This is a genomic window from Piscicoccus intestinalis NBRC 104926 (genome assembly GCF_001515525.1).
In the GTDB taxonomy this organism is placed as follows: domain Bacteria; phylum Actinomycetota; class Actinomycetes; order Actinomycetales; family Dermatophilaceae; genus Kineosphaera; species Kineosphaera intestinalis.
This window is the reverse complement of sequence record NZ_BCNQ01000015.1, coordinates 20,934-43,096: the sequence shown is the minus strand read 5'-3', so window position 1 is coordinate 43,096 and position 22,163 is coordinate 20,934. Positions and strand designations below refer to the sequence as shown.

The following is a 22,163-nucleotide window of genomic DNA, read 5'->3' as shown; positions in this document are numbered from 1 at the left end:
CGCGATCGCTCCTGGTCAGCCGGTGTTCTGCAGTCCTGCGGCGGCGCCGTTGACGGTGAGCAGCAGGATCTGGCTCCAGGCCTGCTCGTCCGGGCGCGAGCCGTTGCGCGGGTCGTGCGGCGTGCGCAGCATGCGCAGGGCACGCAGCTGCAGGTGACTCAGCGCGTCGACATACGGCATCCGCAGCGTGATCGCCGTGTGCAGGTGCGGCTTGCGCTCCAGCAACTCATTCTGACCCAGCACGTCGAGCACGAGGCGCCGCGCGAGGTCGTATTCGGTGAGGATCTGCGCCGACAGGTCCGGCCGGTTGCCCAGCGACAGGTACTGCGCCGCCAGCGGCCGGTCGGTCTTGGCCAGCGACATCTCGGCGACGTCGATCATCGAGGTGAACAGCGGCCAGCGCGCGTAGGCCTCGCGCAACAGCGGCAGGTCGCCGACGGCCGACAGGCCGGAGCCCAGGCCGTACCAGCCGGGCAGGTTGACGCGGGTCTGGGCCCACGAGAACACCCACGGGATCGCCCGCAGGTCGTCCAGCGACCGGCCCCGGGACGCGCCGCTGCGCCGGGCCGGCCGCGACCCCATCCGCAGCTCGCCGATCTCGTCGAGCGGGCTGATCGCCGCGATGAGGTCGGCGAAGCCGTCGGAATCGACGAGCGCGCGGTAGCAGCCGCGGGACTGCACGTCGATCGTGCGGGCAAGCGCGGCGTACCGGTCGCCGGCCTCCTCGCGCGCGGTGGCGCGTCCCGGCGCCTCCGAGAGCAGCACCGCCGAGGTCAGCCGCTCCAGGTGCCGCTGGGCGATCATCACGTCGGCGTACCGGGCGAAGATCACCTCGCCCTGCTCGGTCACCTTGAACCGGCCGTCGACCGAGCCCGACGGCTGGGCCAGGATCGCGCGGTGCAGCGGCCCGCCGCCGCGGCCCAGCGACCCGCCTCGGCCGTGGAAGAGCGTGAGCCGGATGTCGGCCTCCCGCGCCCACTGCACGAGCTCGCGCTCGGCCCGGTCCAGCGTCAGCGTCGCGCTCGCGGGCCCGACGTCCTTCGCGGAGTCGGAGTAGCCCACCATGACCTCGACCGACCGCTCACCCGCGCTCTGCTGCTGGGCGGCCAGCCACGCGCGGGTCGACTCCTGCTCGGCCCAGGAGCGCAGGATCGTCGGCGCGTTGGCCAGGTCGGCGCCGGTCTCGAACAGCGGAACGACGTCGAGCCGCAGCGGCCGGTCACCGACGGCGAGCCGGGCCAGCGCGCGGACCGCCGTGAGGTCGGCGGCGCTGCGCGTGAAGCTGATGATGTAGCGCCCGCAGCACGTGGCGCCCCACCGCTGCTGCAGCCACGCCATGACGCGGATCGTGTCGAGCACCTCGGCGGTGCGCTCCGACGTCGGCGAGACCGATCGCGGCCAGCCCTGCGTGGCGAGCCGGTCGAGGTAGACCGGGTCGGTCGCGGCCTGGGCCGCGTCCGGCACGTCGCCGAGCTGCCCGATGAGCTCGGTCAGCGCCGCCTCGTGGACCGCGCTGTGCTGACGCACTTCGAGCTCGGCGAGGTGGAACCCGAACGTCTCGACGAGCCAGATGAGGTGCTGCAACTCGCCGCGGGCCGTGCGCTCGTCACCGGCGGCGATGAGACTGGCCTGCACGAGCCGCAGGTCGGCGAGCATGTCGGCGGGCTCGTGGTAGGTCAGGTCGGCGCGTTGGGCGCGCGTCGCGGCCACGCGGGCTCCGATGACGAGCATCTTCTGTCGGTGCGGCTCGTCGGGGGAGTCCTTCGCGAAGCGCGCGAACTCCTCCGGCAGGGCCACGGCGTCGATGGCCAGCGACGCGAGCAACTCGTCGCTGGGGCGGGTCCACATCGAGTCCATCGTCATCGTCCGGGCCACCCGCTGCACGGTCGTGTGCAGCTGCGCGAGCGCCTGGTCCGCCTGCTGCGACATCGCCTCCCGTGTCACGGCGGAGGTGACGTGCGGGTTGCCGTCGCGGTCGCCGCCGACCCAGGAGCCGAACCGCACGAAGGCCGGCACCCCCGCGTCGGCACGGCCCGGCTCCGCCTGCGGGAGGGCGGCCTCGACGCTGCGGTAGAGCCGCGGCACGGCCCGGAACAGCGTCTGGTCGAAGACCGTCAGCACGGTCTTCACCTCGTCGCGCGGCTCCGGCTGCGTGCTGCGCAGCGTCGAGGTGCGCTGCAGGATGTCGATGTCCTCCAGGAGCCGGCGGCGCGCGACGGCCTTCTCGGCCGAGCCGTTGAGCGGGTCGTCGTAGCGGTCGAGCTGCGCGGCGATCCGCAGCAGTGCGCTGGTGACCGCCCGCCGCCGAGCCTCGGTGGGGTGCGCCGTGAGCACCGGGTGGATGCGCATCCGCGCGAGCCGGTCGCGCACGTCGAACGCGTCGGCGACCTCCTCGATCGCGTCCCCGACACCGCCGGCGTCGACGCCGCCGGTGAACTCGCCGTCCTCGACCCGCAACGACCGCGAGCGTTGCCGTTCCTCGGCGAGGTTCGTCAGGTGCAGATGCACGGTGACTGCCCGGGTCAGCCGCGCGGTCGTCTCCGTGTCGAGGGAGGCGACGATCTCGTCGGCGCGCGAGCCGTTCTCGCCGTTGCCCGGCTCCCGGCAGGCCGCGACGAGCGCCGCGAGCACCTCGACGAGATCGGCGTTGCCGCCCTCGGTGAGCACCTGCTCGTGCAGCGAGTTGAGAAACGCGAGATCGTCGGTGAGGGTCTGGGCGGCGCGCGAGCCGGTCAGCTCGTCGTCGGAGTCCATGGCCAAAGACATGGCGAAAGCCTAGAGGGGCCGCCAGGCGGCCCGGCACCGCCTGTGCCCCAGGGGCGCCGACCGCCCTGAGCCGGCTTTGAGCCCGCCTTGAGTCCGCCTCCGGCCCGCCTCCCGAGACTGGCCGGAGCCCGCGTCCAGCCCCGGCGCAACACGTTCCGGCCTCCGTCGAGACCGCCACCGCACCCCGGCGCGCGACCGCCTGTGATCGGCCGGTGACGTGGCCCACAATCGGCGACTCGGCGTGCTCGGGGCGTGACCGCGGCATGCCGGTGGCGGGTCGACCGCGTAGTCTCAGGTAGTTGCCCGCGCCGGTCGGCCACGGTCCGTGCCCTGCGCCGCCGGCCGGCGTCGGTGCGGTCGGGTCGTTCCCGGCGGCATCGTGAAGTCGAACGGAAGGATCTGCCCGACGTGAGTGTGCTGGCCTCCATCACCGGGCCCGCCGACGTGCGAGCCCTCACCCGAGAGCAACTGGGGGAGCTCGCCTCCGAGATCCGGGCCTTCCTCGTCGATCAGGTCTCCCGCACCGGCGGGCATCTCGGGCCGAACCTCGGCGTCGTCGAGCTGACGATCGGCCTGCACCGCGTGTTCGCCTCCCCGCGCGACACCGTGCTGTTCGACACGGGCCACATCGGCTACGTGCACAAGCTGCTCACCGGCCGGCAGGATTTCTCCGCGCTGCGTTCGCGCGGCGGGCTGTCGGGCTACCCGAGCCGCGCGGAGTCCGAGCACGACGTCATCGAGAATTCGCACGCCTCGGGCTCCCTGTCGTGGGCGGCCGGCATCGCGCGCGGCCGGCGGCTGCGGGGCGAACGAGACCGGCACACGGTGGCGGTCATCGGCGACGGCGCGCTGACCGGCGGCATGGCCTGGGAGGCCCTCAACGACATCGCCACCGACAAGGACCTGCCGCTGACGATCGTCGTCAACGACAACGCCCGCTCCTACGCCGCGACCGGCGGCGGGCTCGCCGAGCACCTCGGGCTGCTGCGCACCACCCGCAGCTACGAGGAGGTGCTGACCTGGGGCAAGAAGGCCATCACCGGCACCCCCGTCGTCGGGCAGCGCGCGTTCGAGGCGTTGCACGGCATCAAGAAGGGCCTCAAAGACATCGTCGCGCCGCAGGTGATGTTCGAGGATCTCGGTCTGAAGTACGTCGGGCCGGTCGACGGCCACGACGTCGAGCAGGTGCAGACCGCGCTGCGCCGCGCCCGCGACTTCGGCGGCCCGGTCATCGTGCACGTGCTCACCGAGAAGGGGCACGGGTACGAGCCGGCCCGCAACCACGTCGACGACCAGTTCCACGCCGTCGGCGTCATCAACCCGGAGACGGGCCTGCCGCTGGAGATCGCCGGCCGCAGCTGGACCGAGAACTTCTCCGAGACGCTGCTGGAGGTCGGCACCGAGCGCGACGACATCGTCGCGCTGACGGCCGCGATGCTCATCCCGGTCGGGCTGCGTGAGTTCGCCCAGGCCCACCCGGAGCGGGTCTTCGACGTGGGCATCGCCGAGCAGCACGCGGTGACGATGGCCGCCGGTCTCGCGTTCAGCGGCATGCACCCGGTCGTCGCCGTCTACTCCACGTTCCTCAACCGCGCCTTCGACCAGGTGCTCATGGACTGCGCGCTGCATCACGCCGGGGTGACGTTCGTGCTCGACCGCGCCGGCGCCACCGGCAACGACGGGCCGTCGCACAACGGCATGTGGGACATGTCGCTGCTGTCGGTCGTGCCCGGGCTGCGGCTCGCGGCGCCCCGCGACGGGCTGCGTCTGCGGGAGCTGTTCCTCGAGGCCGTCGAGGTCGACGACGCCCCGACCGTCGTGCGCTTCCCGAAGGGCAGCGAGCCGGAGCCGGTGACGGCGCTCGAGCGCGACGGCGAGGTCGACGTGCTGGCGCGGCACACCGACTCCGAGGGTCCGATCGACGCGCTGCTCGTGGCCGTCGGCGCGATGGCCCCGCAGACGCTGGCCGCGGGGGAGAAGCTCGCCGCCCAGGGCTACCGGGTCGAGGTCGTCGACCCGCGCTGGGTGCTGCCGGTGCCCGCGGAGCTCGTCGCGCGGGCCGCGCGCGCCGCCACCGTCGCGGTCGTCGAAGACGGCGTGAGCGTCGGGGGCGTCGGCGACTGCGTGGCCACGGCCCTGGCCGCCGCCGGGCAGCACACGCCGGTGCATCGCTTCGGCCTGCCGGACGAGTTCATCGACCACGCCTCCCGCGGTCAGGTGCTCGCCGACGCGGGCCTGACCGGCGACGACATCGCCGACCGGCTCATCGCCGAACTCGCCCACAGCGTCGGCCCGGCGCCCCGGCGCGACACGCTGCGGCTGGCCTGAGCCCGTCCGGAGCCGGGCTCGCCCCCGTCGGGCTGCGCGGGCCACGCCCGGTGAGGTAAGCAAGAGGCATGACTGCGCCCGCGCCCACGACCTTCACCGTGCCCGTGACCGGCGGCGACCTGCTGGTCCACGACCTGTCCGGCCCCGACGCCTCCGCCGACGCTCCGCTCGTCGTGCTCGTGCACGGCATCACCGCCAACGGCCTGTCCTGGCTGGAGACGGCCCACTCGCTCTCGCAGGCGATGACCGGTTCGCGCATCTGGGCCCCCGACCTGCGCGGCCGCGCCGGCAGCCGCGACGTCTCCGGACCGTACGGACTCGCCGCGCACGTGCAAGACCTCGTCGCGATCGCCGACCACGCCGGCGCCGAGCGCTTCGTGCTCGTTGGGCACTCCATGGGCGCCTTCATCGGGGCCCTCGCCGCGGTGACGATCCCCGCCCGGCTGTACGGGGTCGTGCTCGTCGACGGCGGCCCGGCGTTCCCGCCTCCCGCGGACCTCGACGTCGACGCCGCCCTGCAGGCCGTCATCGGCCCGGCGATGGCCCGGCTCTCGATGCGCTTCGCGAACGACGAGGCGTACCTGGACTTCTGGCGGCAGCACCCCGCGGTCGGGCCCGAGCTGGAGGGCCCGCACGCCCCGGCGGTCACCGCCTACCTGCTGCACGACCTCGTCGAGGCACCCGACAGCCCGAGCGAGAAGGCGTCGTCGTGCCAGATCGACGCGATCCGCGCCGACGGCCGCGACGTGCTCGCCGACGAGACGACCCACGCGGGCGTGCGCGTCGCGGCCGACGCGGGCGTGCCGCTGGCGTTCGTGTGGGCCGAGCGCGGGCTGCTCAACCAGACCCCGGGACTGTACTCCGAGGACAGCGTCGCCGCCCTGCAGCTCCCGACGCAGGTGTCGGTCACCGCCGTGCCCGACGTCAACCACTACAGCGTGATCTTCGAGCCCGCCGGCACCGGCATCATCCGCGACGCCGTCGTGCGCGTCACCGCCTCCTAGCTCCGGATCGCCCAACCATCGGCCCACGTCCCTGAGAACTACGTGCGCGGACCGCAGTTCGCGACACGCAGTTCCCAGGGACGGCCACTGGGCGCCTCGACCGGGACAGCCGGCAATACGGTGCCGTCACACAGTCGCGATCGAGCCGACTCCACGAGCACCGGCTCTCCGATGCACGACGAGCGGAGCCGGGCCCGGAGCCCGGAGCACCGAACGACCTCAGATGTCCCGGAAGGTCTCGACGGTGGCGCCGAGGGCGTTGAGTCGCCGCGCCAGGTCTTCGTAGCCGCGGTTGATGACGTACACGTTGCGCAGCACCGACGTGCCGGGCGCGGCGAGCATCGCGATGAGCACGACGACGCCGGGGCGCAGCGCGGGCGGGCAGATGACCTCGGCGGCGCGCCAGCGGGTGGGGCCGTCGATGAGCACCCGGTGCGGGTCGAGCAGCTGCACCTTGGCGCCGACCTTCGTCAGCTCCGTCAGGTAGATCGCCCGGTTCTCGTACACCCAGTCGTGGATCATCGTGCGCCCCTGCGCGCACGCGGCGATGAGCGCGAAGAACGGCAGGTTGTCGATGTTCAACCCGGGGAACGGCATCGGGTGGATCTTGTCGATCGGCGCCCGCAGCGGCCCCGGCACCGTCGTCATGTCGACGAGGCGCGTCTTGCCGTTGGCCGAGGTGTACTCGTCGCTCAGCTCGTACTGCATGCCCATCTCGGTCAGCAGCGCGAGCTCGATCTCCATGAACTCGATCGGCACGCGCCGGATCGTGATCTGCGATTCGGTGACGACCGCGGCCGCGAGCAGGCTCATCGCCTCGATCGGGTCTTCGCTCGGCGCGTAGTCGACGTCGACGTCGATGTCCGCCAGGCCGTGCACGGTCAGCGTGGTCGTGCCGATCCCGTCGATGCGCACGCCGAGCCGAGTCAGGAAGAAGCACAGGTCCTGCACCATGTAGTTCGGGCTGGCGTTGCGGATGACGGTCTCGCCCTCGTGCCGGGCCGCGGCCATCAGCGCGTTCTCGGTGACCGTGTCGCCGCGCTCGGTGAGCACGATCGCGCGGGTCGGGGTGACCGAGCGGTCGACGGTCGCGTGGTAGAAGCCGGTGGTCGCCTCGACGTGCAGGCCGAAGTGTCGCAGCGCGGTCATGTGCGGCTCGATCGTGCGGGAGCCGAGATCGCAACCGCCGGCGTAGGGCAGCTGGAAGCTGTCGAACTCGTGCAGCAGCGGCCCGAAGAACATGATGATCGTGCGGGTGCGGCGGGCCGCCTCCTCGTCCATCGCGTGCAGGTCGACCTTGGCCGGCGGCGTGATCTCCAGGTCGTTGCTCACCGGCAGCCAGCGGGTGCGCACCCCGATGGAGTTGAGCACCTCGAGGATGCGGTTGACCTCCTCGATGCGGGCCAGGTTGCGCAGCGTCGTCCGACCCCGGTTGAGCAGCGACGCACACAGCAGGGCGACCGCGGCGTTCTTGCTGGTCTTGACGTCGATGGAGCCGGACAGCTTGGTGCCGCCCTCGATGCGCAGGTGCTGCGGGCCGGACGTGCCCAGCGAGACGAACTGGCTGTCGAGGTTCTCGCCGATCCGCGAGAGCATCTCGAGGCTGAGGTTCTGTTTGCCCTGCTCGATGCGGGCGACGGCGCTCTGACTCGTGCCGAGCAACTCGGCGAGCTCGCTCTGAGTCATCCCCTGATGCCTCCGCGCATCACGGATGAGGGTGCCGATGCGAGAGAGGTAAGAGTCATTCATGCCTCCGATGGTAGCTCATATGTGAGATATCGCGAGTCGCACGACGGCGTGTTTTGCTCTGTCTCACGGCAGCACGTCACGGAGCAGCGCGGGGCGCGCCCGCGACCTGGACGGTCGACTCATAGTGGCACGGAACGGCGCCACGCCCGGGGACATCCCGGGCGTGGCGCCGTCGCGGCCGTAACTATCGAGGCCTATTCACTTGGCGCCGGCTGCGCGTTCACGAGGCCGGCTCGGCCACTCCCACCGGCAGGAACCGGCCGCCCGCGGCGCGCTCGGAGACCCCGGTGCGGTCGAGGAGTGGAGTCAGCCCACCGTTCCAGAACGCGAAACCGGCCCCGGTGATCATCGCCAGGTCGAGGTCCATCGGGGCGGCGACGACGCCCTCGTCGAGCATGCGCCGCGCCTCGTCGGCCAGCGCCTCCAGCGTCTGCTCGCGCACCGCCGACTCATCGAGCACGACCGGCTCCTCGGGTGTCGGCAGCAGGGCCAGCGCCTCCTCGTCGAGGTGGGAGCCGGTCTCGTCGTGCCGGTAGACCCCGCGCCGGCCCGACTCCACGAGCCGTCGCAGGCCCTCGGGCGCGACGAACCGGTCGGGGAACGCCGCCGCGAGAGTTTCGTTGTTGTGCAGCGCGATTGCCGGGCCGACCAGCTCAATGAGCACGAACGGGCTCATCGGGGTGACGCCGGCGAACGCCCGCTCGACGACCTCGATCGGGGTGCCCTCGTCGACGATCGTGCCGACCTGCGACATGAACCGACCGAGCAACCGGTTGACGATGAAGCTCGGCGAGTCCTGCACGAGGATCGCGGTCTTCTTCAGGGTCTTCGCCGTCGCGAACGCCGTCGCCAGCGTCGCGTCGTCGGTGCGTTCGCCGCGCACGATCTCCAGCAGCGGCATGACCGCGACCGGGTTGAAGAAGTGGAAGCCGACGACCCGCTCGGGGTGGGCCAGCTCCTGCGCCATCGCGGTGATCGACAGCGAGGAGGTGTTGGTGGCCAGCACCGTCTCCGGCGAGACGACGGCCTCGGCGGCGGCGAGCACCTGCTTCTTGACCGACAGCTCCTCGAAGACCGCCTCGATGACGAAGTCGGCGTCGGCGTACGCGCTCGGGTCGGTCTCGCCGCTCACCAAGGCCTTGTACCGGTTGCCCTGGTCGCCGGAGAGCCGCCCCTTCGCGGCGAGCTTGTCGATCTCGTCCGTGACATATTTTACGCCCTTGGCGGCGCGCTCGGCGTCGAGGTCGGTGAGCACGACCGGCACCTCGAGGCGCCGCAGGAACAGCAGCGCCAGCTGGGAGGCCATGAGGCCGGCGCCGATGATCCCGACCTTGGTGACCTTGCGCGCCAACGACTTGTCGGGCGCGCCCGCGGGCCGCCGGGCCCGCTTCTGCACGAGGTCGAAGGCGTACAGCCCGGCCCGCAGCTGCGGGCTCATCAGCGAGTCGGCGATCGCCTCGTCCTCCGCGGCGAAGCCGGTGGCCCGGTCGACGGTGCGCGCGGCCGAGATCAGCTCCAGCGCCCGCAGCGGAGCCGGTGCGGCCCCGCCGGTCTTGGCCTGCACGAGCTCGCGGGCCGCGGCGACCGAACGCTCCCAGCGCTCCTCGTCGCGGTCGACCTCGGGGCGCTCGACGGTGATCTCGCCGCCGAGCACGCCGGCCGCCCAGCGCACCGACTGCACGAGGAAGTCGGCGGGCTCGAGCAGCACGTCGGCCAGCCCGAGCGCGGCGGCCTGCGGCCCCTTGAGCATGCGGTTCTGGTTCAGCGGGTTCTCGATGATGACCTTGAGCGCGGCCTCGACGCCGACGAGGTTCGGCAGCCACCAGCAGCCGCCCCATCCGGGCACGAGACCGAGGAAGCACTCGGGCAGCGCGACCGCGGGCACGGAGGCGGACATCGTGCGGTAGTCGCACGCGAGCGCCAGCTCGACGGCGCCGCCCATCGCCGCGCCGTTGACGAACGCGAACGTCGGCACCGGCAGGTCGGCGATCGCCGTGTAGACCTCGTGCCCGAGGCGGGCGATGGCCAGGGCGTCGTCGCGGCCGCGCAGCTTGGCGACCCCGGTCAGGTCGGCGCCGACGGCGAAGATGAACGGCTTACCGGTGAAGGCGACGGCCGCGATCTCGCCGGCCGCGGCGCGCCGCTCGCACTCGCGGACGGCCTCGCGCAGGCTCGTCATGCCGCCCGGGCCGAGGGTGTTCGGCTTGGTGTGGTCGTGCCCGTTGTCGAGGGTGACGAGCACGAGCGTGCCGCCGCCGGGCAGCTGCACGTCGCGCGCCAGCGCCCGGGTGACGATCTCGTCGTCGAAGACCGACAAGAGGTCGGTCTGCGCGGCCGCGTCGGCCGGCTGGGTCTGGTCCTGCGCGCTCATCGCGCCGCCTCCGTCGTGTCGCTGTCGGTCTCGGTCTCGGTCTCGGAGCCGGTCAGGTTCTCCCAGATGACGGCCGCGCCCATGCCGATGCCGATGCACATGGCGGTCATGCCGTAGCGGGCCTGCGGGCGCTGCTCGAACTCGCGGGAGAGCTGGTTGATCAGGCGCACCCCGGAGGAGGCCAGCGGGTGGCCGACGGCGATCGCGCCGCCCCACGGGTTGACGCGCTCGTCGTCGTCGGCGATGCCGAAGTGCTCGAGGAAGGCGAGCACCTGCACGGCGAACGCCTCGTTGATCTCGAAGATGTCGATGTCGTCGATGCCCAGCCCGGCGCTGGCGAGCGCCTTCTCGGCGGCGGGGACCGGCCCGATGCCCATGACCTCGGGCTCGACCCCGGCGAACGCGAACGACACCAGCCGCATGCGCGGGGTGAGGCCGAGTTCGGCCGCGGCGTCGGCGGAGGCGATGAGGCAGGCGGTGGCGCCGTCGTTGAGCCCGGCGGAGTTGCCGGCGGTCACGCGGCCGTGCGGGCGGAAGGGGGTCTTCAGCTCGGCGAGGCCCTCCATCGTCACCCCGGCGCGCGGCGGCTCGTCGGTGGTCGCCACGCCGTAGCCGAGCTCCTCGTGGCGGATGGCCACCGGCACGAGGTCGGGCTGGATGTGGCCCGCCTCCATGGCGGCGGCGAACTTGTGCTGGCTGGCCATCGCGTACGCGTCGGCGCGCTCGCGGGTCAGCGTGGGGTAGCGGTCGTGCAGGTTCTCGGCGGTCGAGCCCATGACGAGCGCCGAGGGGTCGACGAGCTTCTCGGCGAGCAGCCGCGGGTTGGGGTCGATGCCCTCGCCCATCGGGTGCCGGCCCATGTGCTCGACGCCACCGGCGATCGCGACGTCGGCGGCGCCGAGGGCGATCTCGCCGGCGACGCTGGTGACGGCGGTCAGGGCGCCGGCGCACATGCGGTCGATCGAGTAGCCGGGCACGCTGCGGGGGAGTCCGGCGAGGAGGCCGGCCAGGCGCCCGATCGTCAGGCCCTGGTCGCCGATCTGGGTGGTGGCGGCGATCGCCACGTCGCCCACGCGCTCGGGGGGCAGGGTGGGGTTGCGGCGCATCAGTTCGCGGATGCACGCGACGACGAGGTCGTCGGCGCGCGTCTGCGCGTACAACCCCTTGTCCGATGCCTTGCCGAACGGGGTGCGCACCCCGTCGACGAAGACGACGTCGGGACGGCTTGCGGGCACGGTGTCTCCCTTGATCCGGGCCGCGGACATGCGGCGGTGCCTTCGATGCGGCTATGTTACCGGCCGGTAGCTACGGCTGTCACGCCGAGGTGTGGACACTGCACTGATCGGCAGACCGCTGGCGAGTCGCGAGCGATCGCCGGCGTGCGTCCAGGGCCGCCTCGGCGGGAGTCGGTCAGTCGGACGGCGTCGAATCGTCGGGGTGATCGCGCAGGGCGGCCTCGATCATGGGGGCCACCGTCTCCACCTGCCAGGGCCGGGCGCCGCGGGCGGCGAGGGCCTCGGCCACGCCCCCGGGAGCGGGCGGCTCCCAGACGACCCGGCGCAGGATGTCCGGGGTGAGGACGTTCTCCACGGGCACGCTGTGCTCTTCGGAGAACGCGGCGAGATCGTCGCGCACCTGGGCGAACCGGGCGGCGGCGATGGGGTCGCGGTCGGCCCAGGCGCGCACCGGGGGCGGCGCGTCTGTGGGCAGGCTGGCCGGAGGCAGTTCGGAGTCGGGCACCGCGAGCCCTCGCTCGACCGCGGCCAGCCACGTCGAGACGTTGCGGGTCGCGCCCTTGTGCCGGGTGGCCTGGGCCAGCGCGGCGCCGGTGCGCGGGGCGGCGCGAGCGATGTCGAGCAGCGCGGCGTCGGGGAGCACGCGGCCGGGGGAGACGTCGCGGGCGCGGGCGATCTCGTCGCGGGCCCACCACAGTTCGCGCACGAGGGCGATCGCGCGGCGGCCGCGCAGGCGGTGGATCCCGGAGGTGCGTCGCCACGGATCGGGCCGGGTGGGCGGGCCGGTGAAGTCGAGCAGGTGGTCGAATTCCTGCCGGGCCCACTCGAGCTTGCCCTGGGCGCGCAGGTCGGCCTCGAGGGCGTCGCGCGCGGCCGCGAGCAGTTCGACGTCGAGGGCGGCGTAGCGCAGCCACGGTTCGGGCAGCGGGCGCGTCGACCAGTCGACGGCCGAGTGCTCCTTGGCGAGCCGCACGCCGAGGTAGTGCTCGAGCACCGCGGACAGCCCGACCCGCGGGCGGCCCGCGAGCCGCGCCCCGAGCTCGGTGTCGAACAGGCGCTGCGGGCGCATGCCGACCTCGGCCAGGCACGGCAGGTCCTGCGTCGCCGCGTGCAGGATCCACTCGACGCAGTCGAGGGCGCGGGCGATCGGCCCGAGGTCGGGGCAGGCGACCGGGTCGATGAGCCACGTGCCGGCGTTCTCCCGGCGCAGCTGCACGAGGTACGCGCGCTGGCCGTAGCGGTAGCCCGAGGCGCGTTCCGCGTCGACCCCCACCGGGCCGGTGCCCGCGGCGAGCGCCTCCGCCGCCCGCACGAGGTCGCGCTCCTCGACGACCACCGGCGGCACCCCGTCGGCGGGCGCGTTGACGAGCGGGAGCTGCGGGCCCGGGTCGAGCGCCGCCTCCGCCGTCGGCTTCGCCGGCGGCGTCTCGCTCGGCTGGGCGGGTTCTCCCTGGGCGGGTCCGGCCTGCGCGGCTTCGGCCTGGGCGGGTACAGCGGCGGGTGGGGTCTCGCGGGGCGAGGTGCGGCGCGAGCCGGACCGGGTGGGTGGGCGTCCTGGCATCGCGACGCTCCTACCGCAGCTGCCCGGGGAGCGCGGTGACGCCCTCGGGCAGGGGCGGCAGGCCGGCGACCGTGCACAGCAGGTCGGTCCAGATCTTCAGGTGGTCGACGAGGTCGGGCTCGGTGGGCGACCAGCTGGCGCGCACCTCGATCTCGACCTCGCCGTCGCGGTCGGCCAGGGCGCCGAAGCTCTCCGAGACGACCCGGGTGACGGTGCCGCCGAGGGCCTCGTACCCGGCTCCGTTGGCGTGGATCGCGTCGGTCAGCCACGACCAGCCGACCTCGCCGAGCAGGGCGTCGGCGCCCAACTCGGCCTCCAGGTGGGCGCGCGTGAACGTGACGACGCGCCACGGACCCTCCCAGGCCTCGGGGGCCGCGGGGTCGTAGAGCACGACGAATCGCCCGCTGGCGAGGACGTCGTCGGTGGCCCGGGGTCCGCGCACGACCTCGCCGGCGAGGGCTGCGGAGTGCGGCGCGATACGCTGCGGCGCCGGAACCTCCTCGAGGTGGATCTCGGGGCGCAGCCGCACCGCACGCAGCGCCTCCACGGCGCTGTTGAATGTGGTGGACACCTGTGGTGCCGATCGGCGGCTCACGCGAGGAATCTATGGTGCTCCCGGCTCGCCCCGTGGGCACCACGCCGAACGTGCGTGCGAGGATCGGCGGATGGACCATGCGCCCCGCCCCGCGCGCGAGAGCCTGCTCGTGCGCGCCGCCCGTCACGAGCCCGGAGCCCGCCCCCCGGTGTGGTTCATGCGGCAGGCCGGGCGCTCGCTGCCCGAGTACCGGGCGATCCGCGAGGGCGTGGGCATGCTGGAGTCGTGCCGGCGCCCCGACCTCGTCACCGAGATCACGATGCAGCCGGTGCGCCGACACGGCGTCGACGCGGCGATCTTCTTCAGCGACATCGTCGTTCCCGTCGGTGCGGTGGGGATCGACCTCGACATCGTGCCCGGCGTGGGCCCGGTCGTGGCCCAGCCCGTGGCTACGCGCGCCGACCTCGACCGGCTGCCCGAGCTGACTGGTGAGCACGTGCCCGACATCACGGAGTCGGTGCGCCTGCTCGTCGCCGAGCTCGGCGACACCCCGCTCATCGGCTTCGCAGGGGCGCCGTTCACGCTGGCCAGTTACCTCGTCGAGGGAGGCCCGAGCAAGACGCACGCGCGCACGAAGGCGCTCATGCACGCCGACCCGGCGCTGTGGCATGACCTGTGCGCCCGCCTCGCGCAGATCTCCGGGGAGTTCCTGCGGGTGCAGGTGGAGGCGGGGGCGAGCGCGGTGCAGCTGTTCGACAGCTGGGCGGGCGCGCTGTCGCGGCGCGACTACGAGGAGTTCGTGCAGCCGCACTCGCGGGTGGCGCTCGGTGCGGTCGCCGACCTCGACGTGCCGCGGATCCACTTCGGCGTCGGCACCGGTGAGCTGCTCGCGTCGATGGGCGCGGCGGGCGCCGAGGTCGTGGGTGTCGACTTCCGCGTCGACCTCGACGACGCCAACGAGCGACTCGGCGGGCGCTACGCGCTGCAGGGCAACCTCGACCCGGCGCTGCTGTTCGCGCCGTGGGAGGTCATCGAGGCGCACGTGCGCCGCATCGTCACCCAGGGCCGGGCCGCGGCCGGGCACATCCTCAACCTCGGCCACGGCGTGCCCCCCGAGACCGACCCCGACGTGCTGACCCGCATCGTCGAGCTCGTCAAGAGCCTGGGGGAGTAGCAGCTCGCCTGCGCGCGTGCGCGACTACCGGCCGGCGGCCCGATGCAGGGCCGCCGGGAGCGCCGTCAGGTCGTCGCCGCGCCAGGCGACGTGCTGATCGGGGCGCACGAGCACGGCCTCGGCCTCCCACAGCTCGCGGGCGCGAGCCGCGTTCGCGCCGGTCACCTCGACGACCTCCAGCGGCACGCCACGCCGGTCGACGTCACACAACAGTGTGTGGTCGACGACCGTGCGGTCCCGGCACAGCAGGAGCGTGAACCCGTCACCGAGCAGGTCGTAGACCGACGCCCGGCCGTGTAGGGGCAGGTGCGGGAGCAGCGAGCCGGGATGGGCCGACGGCGTGTAGACCACCGGATCGAACGGCGGGGGCGCGCTGCCGTCGGGCGTCACCAGTGCGGAGTCGGGATAGCGGTAGCCGAGCACCACTCCCTCGGCGTGGAACTCGGCGTCCTTGACCGCCAGCCGGTCGTGGGCCGCGCGGCGGGCCGCGCCCCCGGCCGCGTCGTCCCGGGTCAGCGCCGGGTCGGCGAACGAGTACGCGAGTTGGTTGCCGTTGTTCGCCGCGACGTCGATCATGCGTCGCGCGGCCGGCCGGCGCTCGGCCTCGTACGAGCCGAGCAGGGCCGGTCCCGCCCACCCCTGCAGGGCGGCCGCGATCTTCCAGGTGAGGTTGAGCGCGTCGACCGCGCACGTGTTGAAGCCGTGCCCGCCCCACGGCGGATTGAGGTGCGCGGCGTCGCCCACGAGGAACACCCGGCCCCGGCCGTAGCCGGTCGCCAGCAGCATCTGCGCGGTCCACGGGTCGCTGCCGAGCACCTCGACGTCGACGTCGTCACCGACCCCCGCGAGGCGTCGCACGAGCCCGGCCGGGTCGTCGCAATGGGCGGGGTCGACGCCCTGCACGATCGTCCACCAGCGGTCGGTCAGGTCGAGCCGGCCGAGCATGCCGCTGACCTCGCCGACGATCCAGTACTGCACGGCCGCAGGCACGCTCACCCGGTCCGCGAGCTCGCGCGAGCGGAACACGACGTTGAAGTTCGGGCGCGGCGCCGATGTGCCCTCCATGGCGATTCCGAGGCTCTTGCGGACCGCCGACGCGCCGCCGTCGGCGCCGATGACGTAGTCGGCGCGGATCCGCCGACACCCGCCGTACCCGTCGCTCACCGTCACGACCGGATGGTCGGAGTCGGCGTCGGCCACCGCGTCGGCCACCGCGTCGACCCGGGGGCCGAGCAGCAGCAGGCACCGCGGGTGCCGGGCGACCGCCTCCCGCAGCACCTGTTCGACGAGCGGCTGCGGGATCTGCTGGCCGATCTCGGGGGAGTGCGCGAAGCCGTCGGCGTAGAGCTGGAACGCGTGGCGGAAGCGGCGCAGCTCGTGTCCGTCGACGCCGGTGCAGAAGACGACGTCCTCGGAGTAGTCGACCGACAGCGGTGCGACCCTGCGGATCTCGTCGGCCAGACCGAGCGCACGCAGCATCGTCATGGTCCGGGCGTTGGTCGTCTTGGCCCGCGGCCGGTAGGGATCGACGTCGAGCCGCGGCTCGATGACGACCGACGCGACGCCGCGCCGCGCGAGGTCGAGGGCGGCCATGAGGCCGCTCGGCCCGCCTCCGGCGATGACGACCGGGGCGTGCTCGGGCAGGTCCGCGACGGTCGCCGGGGAGCGGCGGGTCACGACTCGGCCTTGGTCGGCTCGAGCATGGTCTCGCCGGGCTCGTTCGCCCCGTGGCGGCGGGCGATCGACGGCAGGGCGAGCGCGATGACGGCGCCGATCGCGGCCGGCACGCCGAAGGCGATCGCTGCTGCCTGAACGCCGCCGGTCGCGCCGATCATCATGGCGCCGTAGGTCGGTCCGGCGATCGCACCGATCCGGCCGACGGCCAGCGCCCAGCCGAGCCCGGTGGCCCGCAGGTGCGCCGGGTAGAACTGCGCGATGTGGTCGTTGATCATGTTCTGCGTGCCGAGGCCGCCGAAGCCGGCGACGACGACGGCCGCGATGAGCGCGACCCCAGTGGGTTGTGTGGAGACGAACGCGAGGGCGAGGGCGGCGCTGGCGAAGCCGATGACGACCACGACCTTCGGGGAGGTGCGCTGACCCACGCGGGAGGCGATGAGGGTGCCGACGATCGCGCCGAGGGAGTACCACAGCAGGAACCGGATCGCGGCGCTCGTCCCGAAGCCCGCCTCCCGCATGACCTGCGGCAGCCACGTCGTCAGGCCGAAGATCGTCAGCAGGCTCAGCAGGCAGATGGCCCAGATCCCGAGCGTGGCCGGAGCCAGCCCGCCCTGGAAGAGCCCGCCGGCGGCGGTGGGGGTGGCGCTGCCGACGCAACGGGCGCGTTCGGGCACGGGCAACCCGTAGCGGCCGGCGATGGCGTCGGCCTCGTCGTCGCGGCCGCGCACCCGCAGGAACGCGGGCGACTCCGGCAGCACGCGCAGCGCGACGGGGATGAGCAGCAGCGCCAGCCCGCCGATCGCGTAGACCGGGCGCACGCCGTGCGCGGGGATGAGGGTCGCGGCGGCCGTCGAGGCGATGACGGTGCCGACGGCGGGCCCGGTGAGCACGGCGCCGAGCACGATCGACTTGCGCGCGGCCCCGGCGAACTCGTTGGCGACGGCGACCGCGGTCGGCAGCAGCCCGCCGACACCGAGGCAGGCGAGGAACCGGAAGACGCCGAAGACCGCGAAGTTCGGTGCGAGGGCGCAGGCCACCATGAACGTCGAGAACGTCGCGACGGAGACGGCGAACATGCGCCGACGCCCGAACCGGTCGGTGAGCACGCCCGCGGCCAGCGAGCCGATGAGCATGCCGACGAGCGCGAGGCTGCCGACCAGGCCGGCCTGTTCGCGGGTCACCCCCCAGTTCTGCGGGCCGATGAAACCCGGCAGCGTCGCGCCGTAGACGTACAGGTCGTAGCCGTCGGCGAGCAGCGCCAGCCAGCAGGTGACGAACACCGGCAGGGCCGATCGTGGGGCCGTGCGGGTGTCACGGCGGTCGTGCGTCGTGGCAGGGGACTCCATGGCCACTCCTTCGGGGCAGGTCGAGCGCAGGTTCAGCGCAGGTCGATGAGTCGGAGGCGGGCTGGCGCAGCCGGGCGTCAGCGCGCGCCGCGCCCGTGGGCGCGCACGAGGGCGCGGCCGTAGTCGTTGCCGTTGGGGGTGCGCAGCACCGTGTGGATGTGGAACGGGGCGGGGGTGTCGTTGGTGAGGAACACCCCGCAGTGGTGGTCGAGTTCGGCGATGACGACCGGGCTCTGGACGCGCAGGTAGTAGGGCTCGTTCGCGCCGGTGCCGCCGATCCAGCTCAGCCAGGTGTCCGCAACGTGGGCGCGCACCTGCGCGTCGCGGCGGCGGGCGGGCCCCGCGGGCAGGAGGCAGGAGAAGTCCGCGAGCAGTTCCCAGACGAGGTCCTGTGCCGCGGGCGAGAGTTCGGCGGCCTTCACGCCCTCGTAGGGGATCACCCGGTTGTCCTGGAAGGCGCCCGCGAGGTGCCGTTCGTCGCCGGGGTGCACCCGCCCCGGCGGCATCGCGGGATCGACGAGCGCGTCGTAGGTGATCGCCTGGCCGCGCTGGGAGTCGGTCAGCTGCGCCATGATCGCCCGGCCGAGCGCGATGCGCTCGGTGAAGGCGACCGTGCCGGCGTGCGGTCCCGCGTCGATCTCGTTCGGCTCGGCGCCGAGGAAGACGGGGGAGACGACCATCGCGCCGCCGGCGACCAGGCAGTTGACCGCGCAGTGGTGCCCGTACAGCTGCCAGCCCCAGGGGTCGGTGGCGTGCGGCTCGCCGTAGAGTGCGACGTTGTAGCTGAGTTCGTTCATGATGCCGGGCAATCCGACGACGTCGCCGAGGAAGCCGTTGATGCGCATCGCCGTGCGGATCAGCTCGTACCCGCGAGGGCTCGTCGACGCCTGCACGAGCCGCAGAAACGCCTCGACGACCTCGGGCCGGCTGAACTCCAGCCGCAGGCCGGTGTCGAACTGGAGGAACTCGGGGTTGGCCCACGTCTGCCATTCGACGGCGTCGACGCCGTGGCACAGCCGCGCCCGCTCGTCGTCGGTGGTGATGTCGAGCAGTTCGGAGGCGGCGGCGACCATCGCCGCGACGGGCGCGCGGTCGGCCTCCGGCACGTCGAGGTCGCCGTCGTACAGGCCCTCGCGTAGCGTCCCGTCGCTGGTCACGCCGACGAACGGCTGCTTGTAGAGGCGGCGCCAGCCGTCGATGAGCCCGCCGGTGAACTCGTCGTGACGGGCCCGCGGCGCGTACTCGCAGGCGTCCAGGCCGCGCAGCGACTCGATGCGCGGGTGCCCCGGCGGGAAGAGGTGTGCGCGGTAGTCGCCGCTGGCCTGGGTCATCGGACCGGTCCTTCCTGCGCGGGCGCGCCGGCGCCGCGGGCGGTGCCGAGTTCTGGGTCGGTGAGGTTGTGTTCGCGCACCGCGTCGGCGATGGCGCTGGCGTCGGCCGCGATGATCGCCTCGACGAGTCGTTCGTGCACGGCCGCCCGCTGCGCGATGTAGGCGTCGGCCTCGACGTCGTCGTAGCGGGGATTGGTGCGCACGAGGTAGCCGAGGCAGCTCGTGTAGACCGCGCCCATCATCGGGTTGGGGCACAGCGCGGCGATCTGCTCGTGCAGGGCCCAGTTGCGCCGGATGAAGGTCTCGTAGTCGGCGCTGTCGGCCAGCTCCCGCACCGCGTCACGCAGGTGCTGGGCGTCGGTCGGCGTGCACGTGCGGGCGGCGGCGCGAGCGACCGGCTCCTCGAGTCCCTCGCGCAGCTCGATGGCGTAGGCCACATCGTCGGCCCCGGCCTGCGCCGACAGCAGCGTGTGTCGCATCCGCACGACGGGCGTCTGGTCGGCGACGTAGATGCCGCCGCCGCGGCCGGGCCGGATCTCGAGCGTGCCGCGCTCGCGCAGCAGGCGGACCGCCTCGCTGACCGTGGCGCGCGCGAAGCCGGTCTCGGCGCGGATGTCCTCGAGGGTGCCGACGCGGTCGCCTCCGCGCAGCCCCTTGCCGTCGATGTGCCCGGCGAGCACGTCGGCGAGCTGTTCGGACCGCGATCGGGCGGGCAGGATCGACAACGCCCCCAGCGGCGACTCCCCACCCGGTCGGGGAGACGGTGCGGACGACGCGCTCGACGGACTCATAGGCGCTAGTGTGCATAAAACATGTCAACCTTTACAAGGGTTTAGGGAGAGGAGATTGCGAATGCGACTCATCGGGGTGCGTTCGGCAGCCACCAGTGACACGAGTGAGCAGGTGTGGGTGGCGAGCACCCAGGCGTTGGACACGCCGACGACCGGGCCGGCCACGCTGGTCGCGCCGCTTCGAGACTTCTGGAGCGACCCGAGGCGCGCGCTCGCGGCGCCCGACGGCAGGGAGGTCGATGTGCAGGCGGGTGACCTCGTGCCGCCGGTGCTGCCCGAGGCCCGCGTCATCTGCATCGGGCTGAACTACCGGGACCACATCGCGGAGGGTTCGTTCGCGGGTCAGGACCAGGCGCCGTATCCCACTCTGTTCGCGCGCTGGACGCGCTCGCTCGTCGTCGGTGGGGTGCCGGTGCCGGTGCCCCAGGACGAGAACGGTCTCGACTGGGAGGGGGAGGTGGCGGCCTGGGTCGGCGCCGATCTGACCGACGTCGACGCCGACGAGGCGCGCGCGGCGATCCTGGGCTACTCGACGTTCAACGACCTCACCGCCCGCATCGCCCAGAAGCTGACGAGCCAGTGGATTCTCGGCAAGAACGCCGACCGCTCGGGGCCGATCGGCCCGCTGGTCACCGCCGACGAGGTGGGCGGCCTGCGCGACGGGCTGGCGATCCGCACCCGCGTCAACGGGCAGACCGTGCAGGAGAGCAGCACCGACCGGCAGATCTACGAGGCCGGCGAGACGCTCGCGCTCATCTCGCGCACGTTCACGCTGCGCGCCGGCGACATCCTGTGCACCGGCACGCCGTCCGGAGTCGGGTACGCCCGCACCCCGCAGTGGCTGCTCAACGACGGCGACACAGTCGAGGTCGAGGTCGAGCGGCTCGGCGTGCTGCGCACCCCGATCGAGTCCGTGACGCGGCCGTGAACCCTGCTCCACCGGCACCGCCAGTAGCTGTCACGATGCAGCGGTGAACGCCGACGTCCTCTATCTCGTCGTGGGGCTGGCGCTGCTGCTGGCCGTGGTGCTGCCGACGATGCTGCAGCGGCTGCCCGCCTCGCCGCCGATCGTGCTCATCCTCGTCGGCGTCGTCGTCGGGGTGCTGCCGTGGACCGGCGGGGTGCCGATCAGCCCGCTGGCGCACGACTCGGCCACCGAGCACCTCGCCGAGCTGACGGTCATCGTCGCGCTCATGGGCGTCGGGCTGGCGCTCGACCGGCCCCTGGACCCGCGCTGCTGGAGCTCCTGGAGGCGGTGGGCTCGACGTGGCGGTTGCTCGTGATCGCGATGCCGCTGTGCATCGCGGCGGTGGCGCTGCTCGGCTGGTGGGCCATGGGGTTGGCGCCCGCCACGGCATTGCTGCTCGGCGCGGCGCTCGCCCCGACCGACCCGGTGCTCGCCGCCGACGTGCAGGTCGCGGGCCCGACCCTGGAGCACGACGAGACCGACGAACTCGTCGACGAGCACGACGAGGTGCGCTTCGCGCTGACCAGCGAGGCCGGGCTCAACGACGCGTTCGCCTTCCCGTTCGTGTACGCGGCGATCTACCTGGCCACGCAGGGTTCCCCGACGCAGTGGGCCGCGGGCTGGCTCCTGAGCGAGGTGTTGCTCAAGACCGTCATCGGGGTGCTCGTCGGCGCGGTCGGCGGATGGGCGCTGGGACAGATCGCGTTTCGGAGCCGGTTGCAGTCGCTGCGGCTCGCCGAACGCGGGCAGCCGCTGCTGGCGCTCGCGGCGACGCTGGCGATCTACGGCCTCACCGAGGTGCTGCACGGCTGGGGCTTTCTCGCCGTCTTCGTCAGCGCGCTCGTGCTGCGGGCCCAGGAGCGGCATCACCACTACCACGGGCACATGCACGAGGTCATCGAGTACTTCGAGCTGCTGCTGACGCTGCTGCTGCTCATGCTCGTCGGCGTGGCCCTCGCCGACGGCCTGCTCGCCCATCTGTCGTGGCAGGGCGCCGCGGTCGGGCTCGCGCTCGTGCTCCTCGTGCGCCCGGTGTGCGGGCTGATCGCCCTCGGGCGCGGCCGCCGGCACGACACCCACAACGCCGGCGAACTCGGACCGCGGGAGCGCCTGGTCACCGCCTTCTTCGGGGTCCGCGGGGTCGGCTCGATCTACTACGTCGCGTACGCGTTCGGCCAGACCGACTTCGCCGGCGCGGAGCAGCTGTGGGCGACGGTGGCCTTCACGATCCTCGTCTCGGTGCTGGTCCATGGCGCGACCGCGACCGCGGCGATGCGCTGGTTGGAGGGGGCCCGTCACGATCTCGAGCCGGCATCGCGAGAATGAGG

16 protein-coding genes are annotated in these 22,163 nt (G+C 73.0%); 6 read left to right on the top strand and 10 right to left on the bottom strand.

Annotated features, from left to right (window positions below):
• Positions 1–15: 15 nt before the first annotated feature.
• Positions 16–2,766, bottom strand: coding sequence for a phosphoenolpyruvate carboxylase (locus PINTE_RS04580; protein ID WP_084343236.1), 2,751 nt, complete (start codon positions 2,764–2,766; stop codon positions 16–18).
• 408 nt (positions 2,767–3,174) lie between these two features.
• Here PINTE_RS04580 and dxs point away from each other — a divergent pair, with 408 nt between their 5' ends.
• On the top strand, positions 3,175–5,094 hold the full coding sequence (gene dxs, locus PINTE_RS04575; protein WP_068426929.1) for a 1-deoxy-D-xylulose-5-phosphate synthase: 1,920 nt from the start codon (positions 3,175–3,177) through the stop codon (positions 5,092–5,094).
• 68 nt (positions 5,095–5,162) lie between these two features.
• Complete coding sequence (locus PINTE_RS04570; RefSeq protein WP_068426927.1) at positions 5,163–6,098, top strand: alpha/beta hydrolase; 936 nt, start codon at positions 5,163–5,165, stop codon at positions 6,096–6,098.
• 219 nt (positions 6,099–6,317) lie between these two features.
• On the opposite strand, the gene PINTE_RS04565 is transcribed toward PINTE_RS04570, so the two are convergent.
• The 5 genes from PINTE_RS04565 to PINTE_RS04545 form a co-directional block, all read right to left on the bottom strand.
• Positions 6,318–7,847, bottom strand: coding sequence for a helix-turn-helix domain-containing protein (locus PINTE_RS04565; protein WP_068426925.1), 1,530 nt, complete (start codon positions 7,845–7,847; stop codon positions 6,318–6,320).
• Between the two features lie 220 nt (positions 7,848–8,067).
• On the bottom strand, positions 8,068–10,218 hold the full coding sequence (locus PINTE_RS04560) for a 3-hydroxyacyl-CoA dehydrogenase NAD-binding domain-containing protein (protein ID WP_084343235.1): 2,151 nt from the start codon (positions 10,216–10,218) through the stop codon (positions 8,068–8,070).
• On the bottom strand, positions 10,215–11,483 hold the full coding sequence (locus PINTE_RS04555; protein WP_068426923.1) for a thiolase family protein: 1,269 nt from the start codon (positions 11,481–11,483) through the stop codon (positions 10,215–10,217). Before PINTE_RS04555 ends, PINTE_RS04560 begins: the two co-directional genes overlap by 4 nt.
• A gap of 145 nt (positions 11,484–11,628) precedes the next feature.
• A complete protein-coding gene (locus tag PINTE_RS04550; protein ID WP_084343234.1) occupies positions 11,629–13,014 on the bottom strand; it encodes a ribonuclease D in 1,386 nt (461 codons plus the stop codon).
• 10 nt (positions 13,015–13,024) lie between these two features.
• Complete coding sequence (locus PINTE_RS04545; protein ID WP_245642801.1) at positions 13,025–13,585, bottom strand: DUF3000 domain-containing protein; 561 nt, start codon at positions 13,583–13,585, stop codon at positions 13,025–13,027.
• Between the two features lie 94 nt (positions 13,586–13,679).
• On the opposite strand from PINTE_RS04545, the gene hemE reads away from it, so the two are divergent.
• Positions 13,680–14,723 carry a uroporphyrinogen decarboxylase gene (gene hemE, locus PINTE_RS04540; RefSeq protein ID WP_068426919.1) on the top strand — a complete coding sequence of 348 codons (1,044 nt, stop codon included), beginning with the start codon at positions 13,680–13,682 and terminating at the stop codon, positions 14,721–14,723.
• Positions 14,724–14,747: 24 nt separating this feature from the next.
• Here the strand turns inward: hemE and PINTE_RS04535 are convergent, their stop codons facing one another.
• From PINTE_RS04535 to PINTE_RS04520, 4 genes are all read right to left on the bottom strand, one after another.
• Entirely contained in the window at positions 14,748–16,400 is a 1,653-nt protein-coding gene (locus tag PINTE_RS04535) for an FAD-dependent monooxygenase (protein ID WP_174523987.1), read from the bottom strand.
• A complete protein-coding gene (locus PINTE_RS04530; protein ID WP_068426916.1) occupies positions 16,397–17,746 on the bottom strand; it encodes an MFS transporter in 1,350 nt (449 codons plus the stop codon). Before PINTE_RS04530 ends, PINTE_RS04535 begins: the two co-directional genes overlap by 4 nt.
• Before the next feature lie 77 nt (positions 17,747–17,823).
• Entirely contained in the window at positions 17,824–19,077 is a 1,254-nt protein-coding gene (locus tag PINTE_RS04525; RefSeq protein WP_068426913.1) for a DUF3500 domain-containing protein, read from the bottom strand.
• On the bottom strand, positions 19,074–19,868 hold the full coding sequence (locus tag PINTE_RS04520; protein ID WP_084343233.1) for a FadR/GntR family transcriptional regulator: 795 nt from the start codon (positions 19,866–19,868) through the stop codon (positions 19,074–19,076). Before PINTE_RS04520 ends, PINTE_RS04525 begins: the two co-directional genes overlap by 4 nt.
• A gap of 61 nt (positions 19,869–19,929) precedes the next feature.
• Here PINTE_RS04520 and PINTE_RS04515 point away from each other — a divergent pair, with 61 nt between their 5' ends.
• From PINTE_RS04515 to PINTE_RS04510, 3 genes are read left to right on the top strand one after another with little or no spacing between them, the layout of a single operon-like run.
• Positions 19,930–20,796, top strand: a complete 867-nt coding sequence (locus tag PINTE_RS04515) for a fumarylacetoacetate hydrolase family protein (RefSeq protein WP_068426911.1) — start codon at positions 19,930–19,932, stop codon at positions 20,794–20,796.
• Positions 20,797–20,839: 43 nt separating this feature from the next.
• A complete protein-coding gene (locus PINTE_RS24155) occupies positions 20,840–21,151 on the top strand; it encodes a hypothetical protein (RefSeq protein WP_245642800.1) in 312 nt (103 codons plus the stop codon).
• A gap of 5 nt (positions 21,152–21,156) precedes the next feature.
• The gene (locus tag PINTE_RS04510; RefSeq protein ID WP_245642803.1) at positions 21,157–22,161 is read left to right on the top strand and encodes a cation:proton antiporter domain-containing protein; all 1,005 of its coding nucleotides are present in this window, start codon (positions 21,157–21,159) and stop codon (positions 22,159–22,161) included.
• Positions 22,162–22,163: the final 2 nt, after the last annotated feature.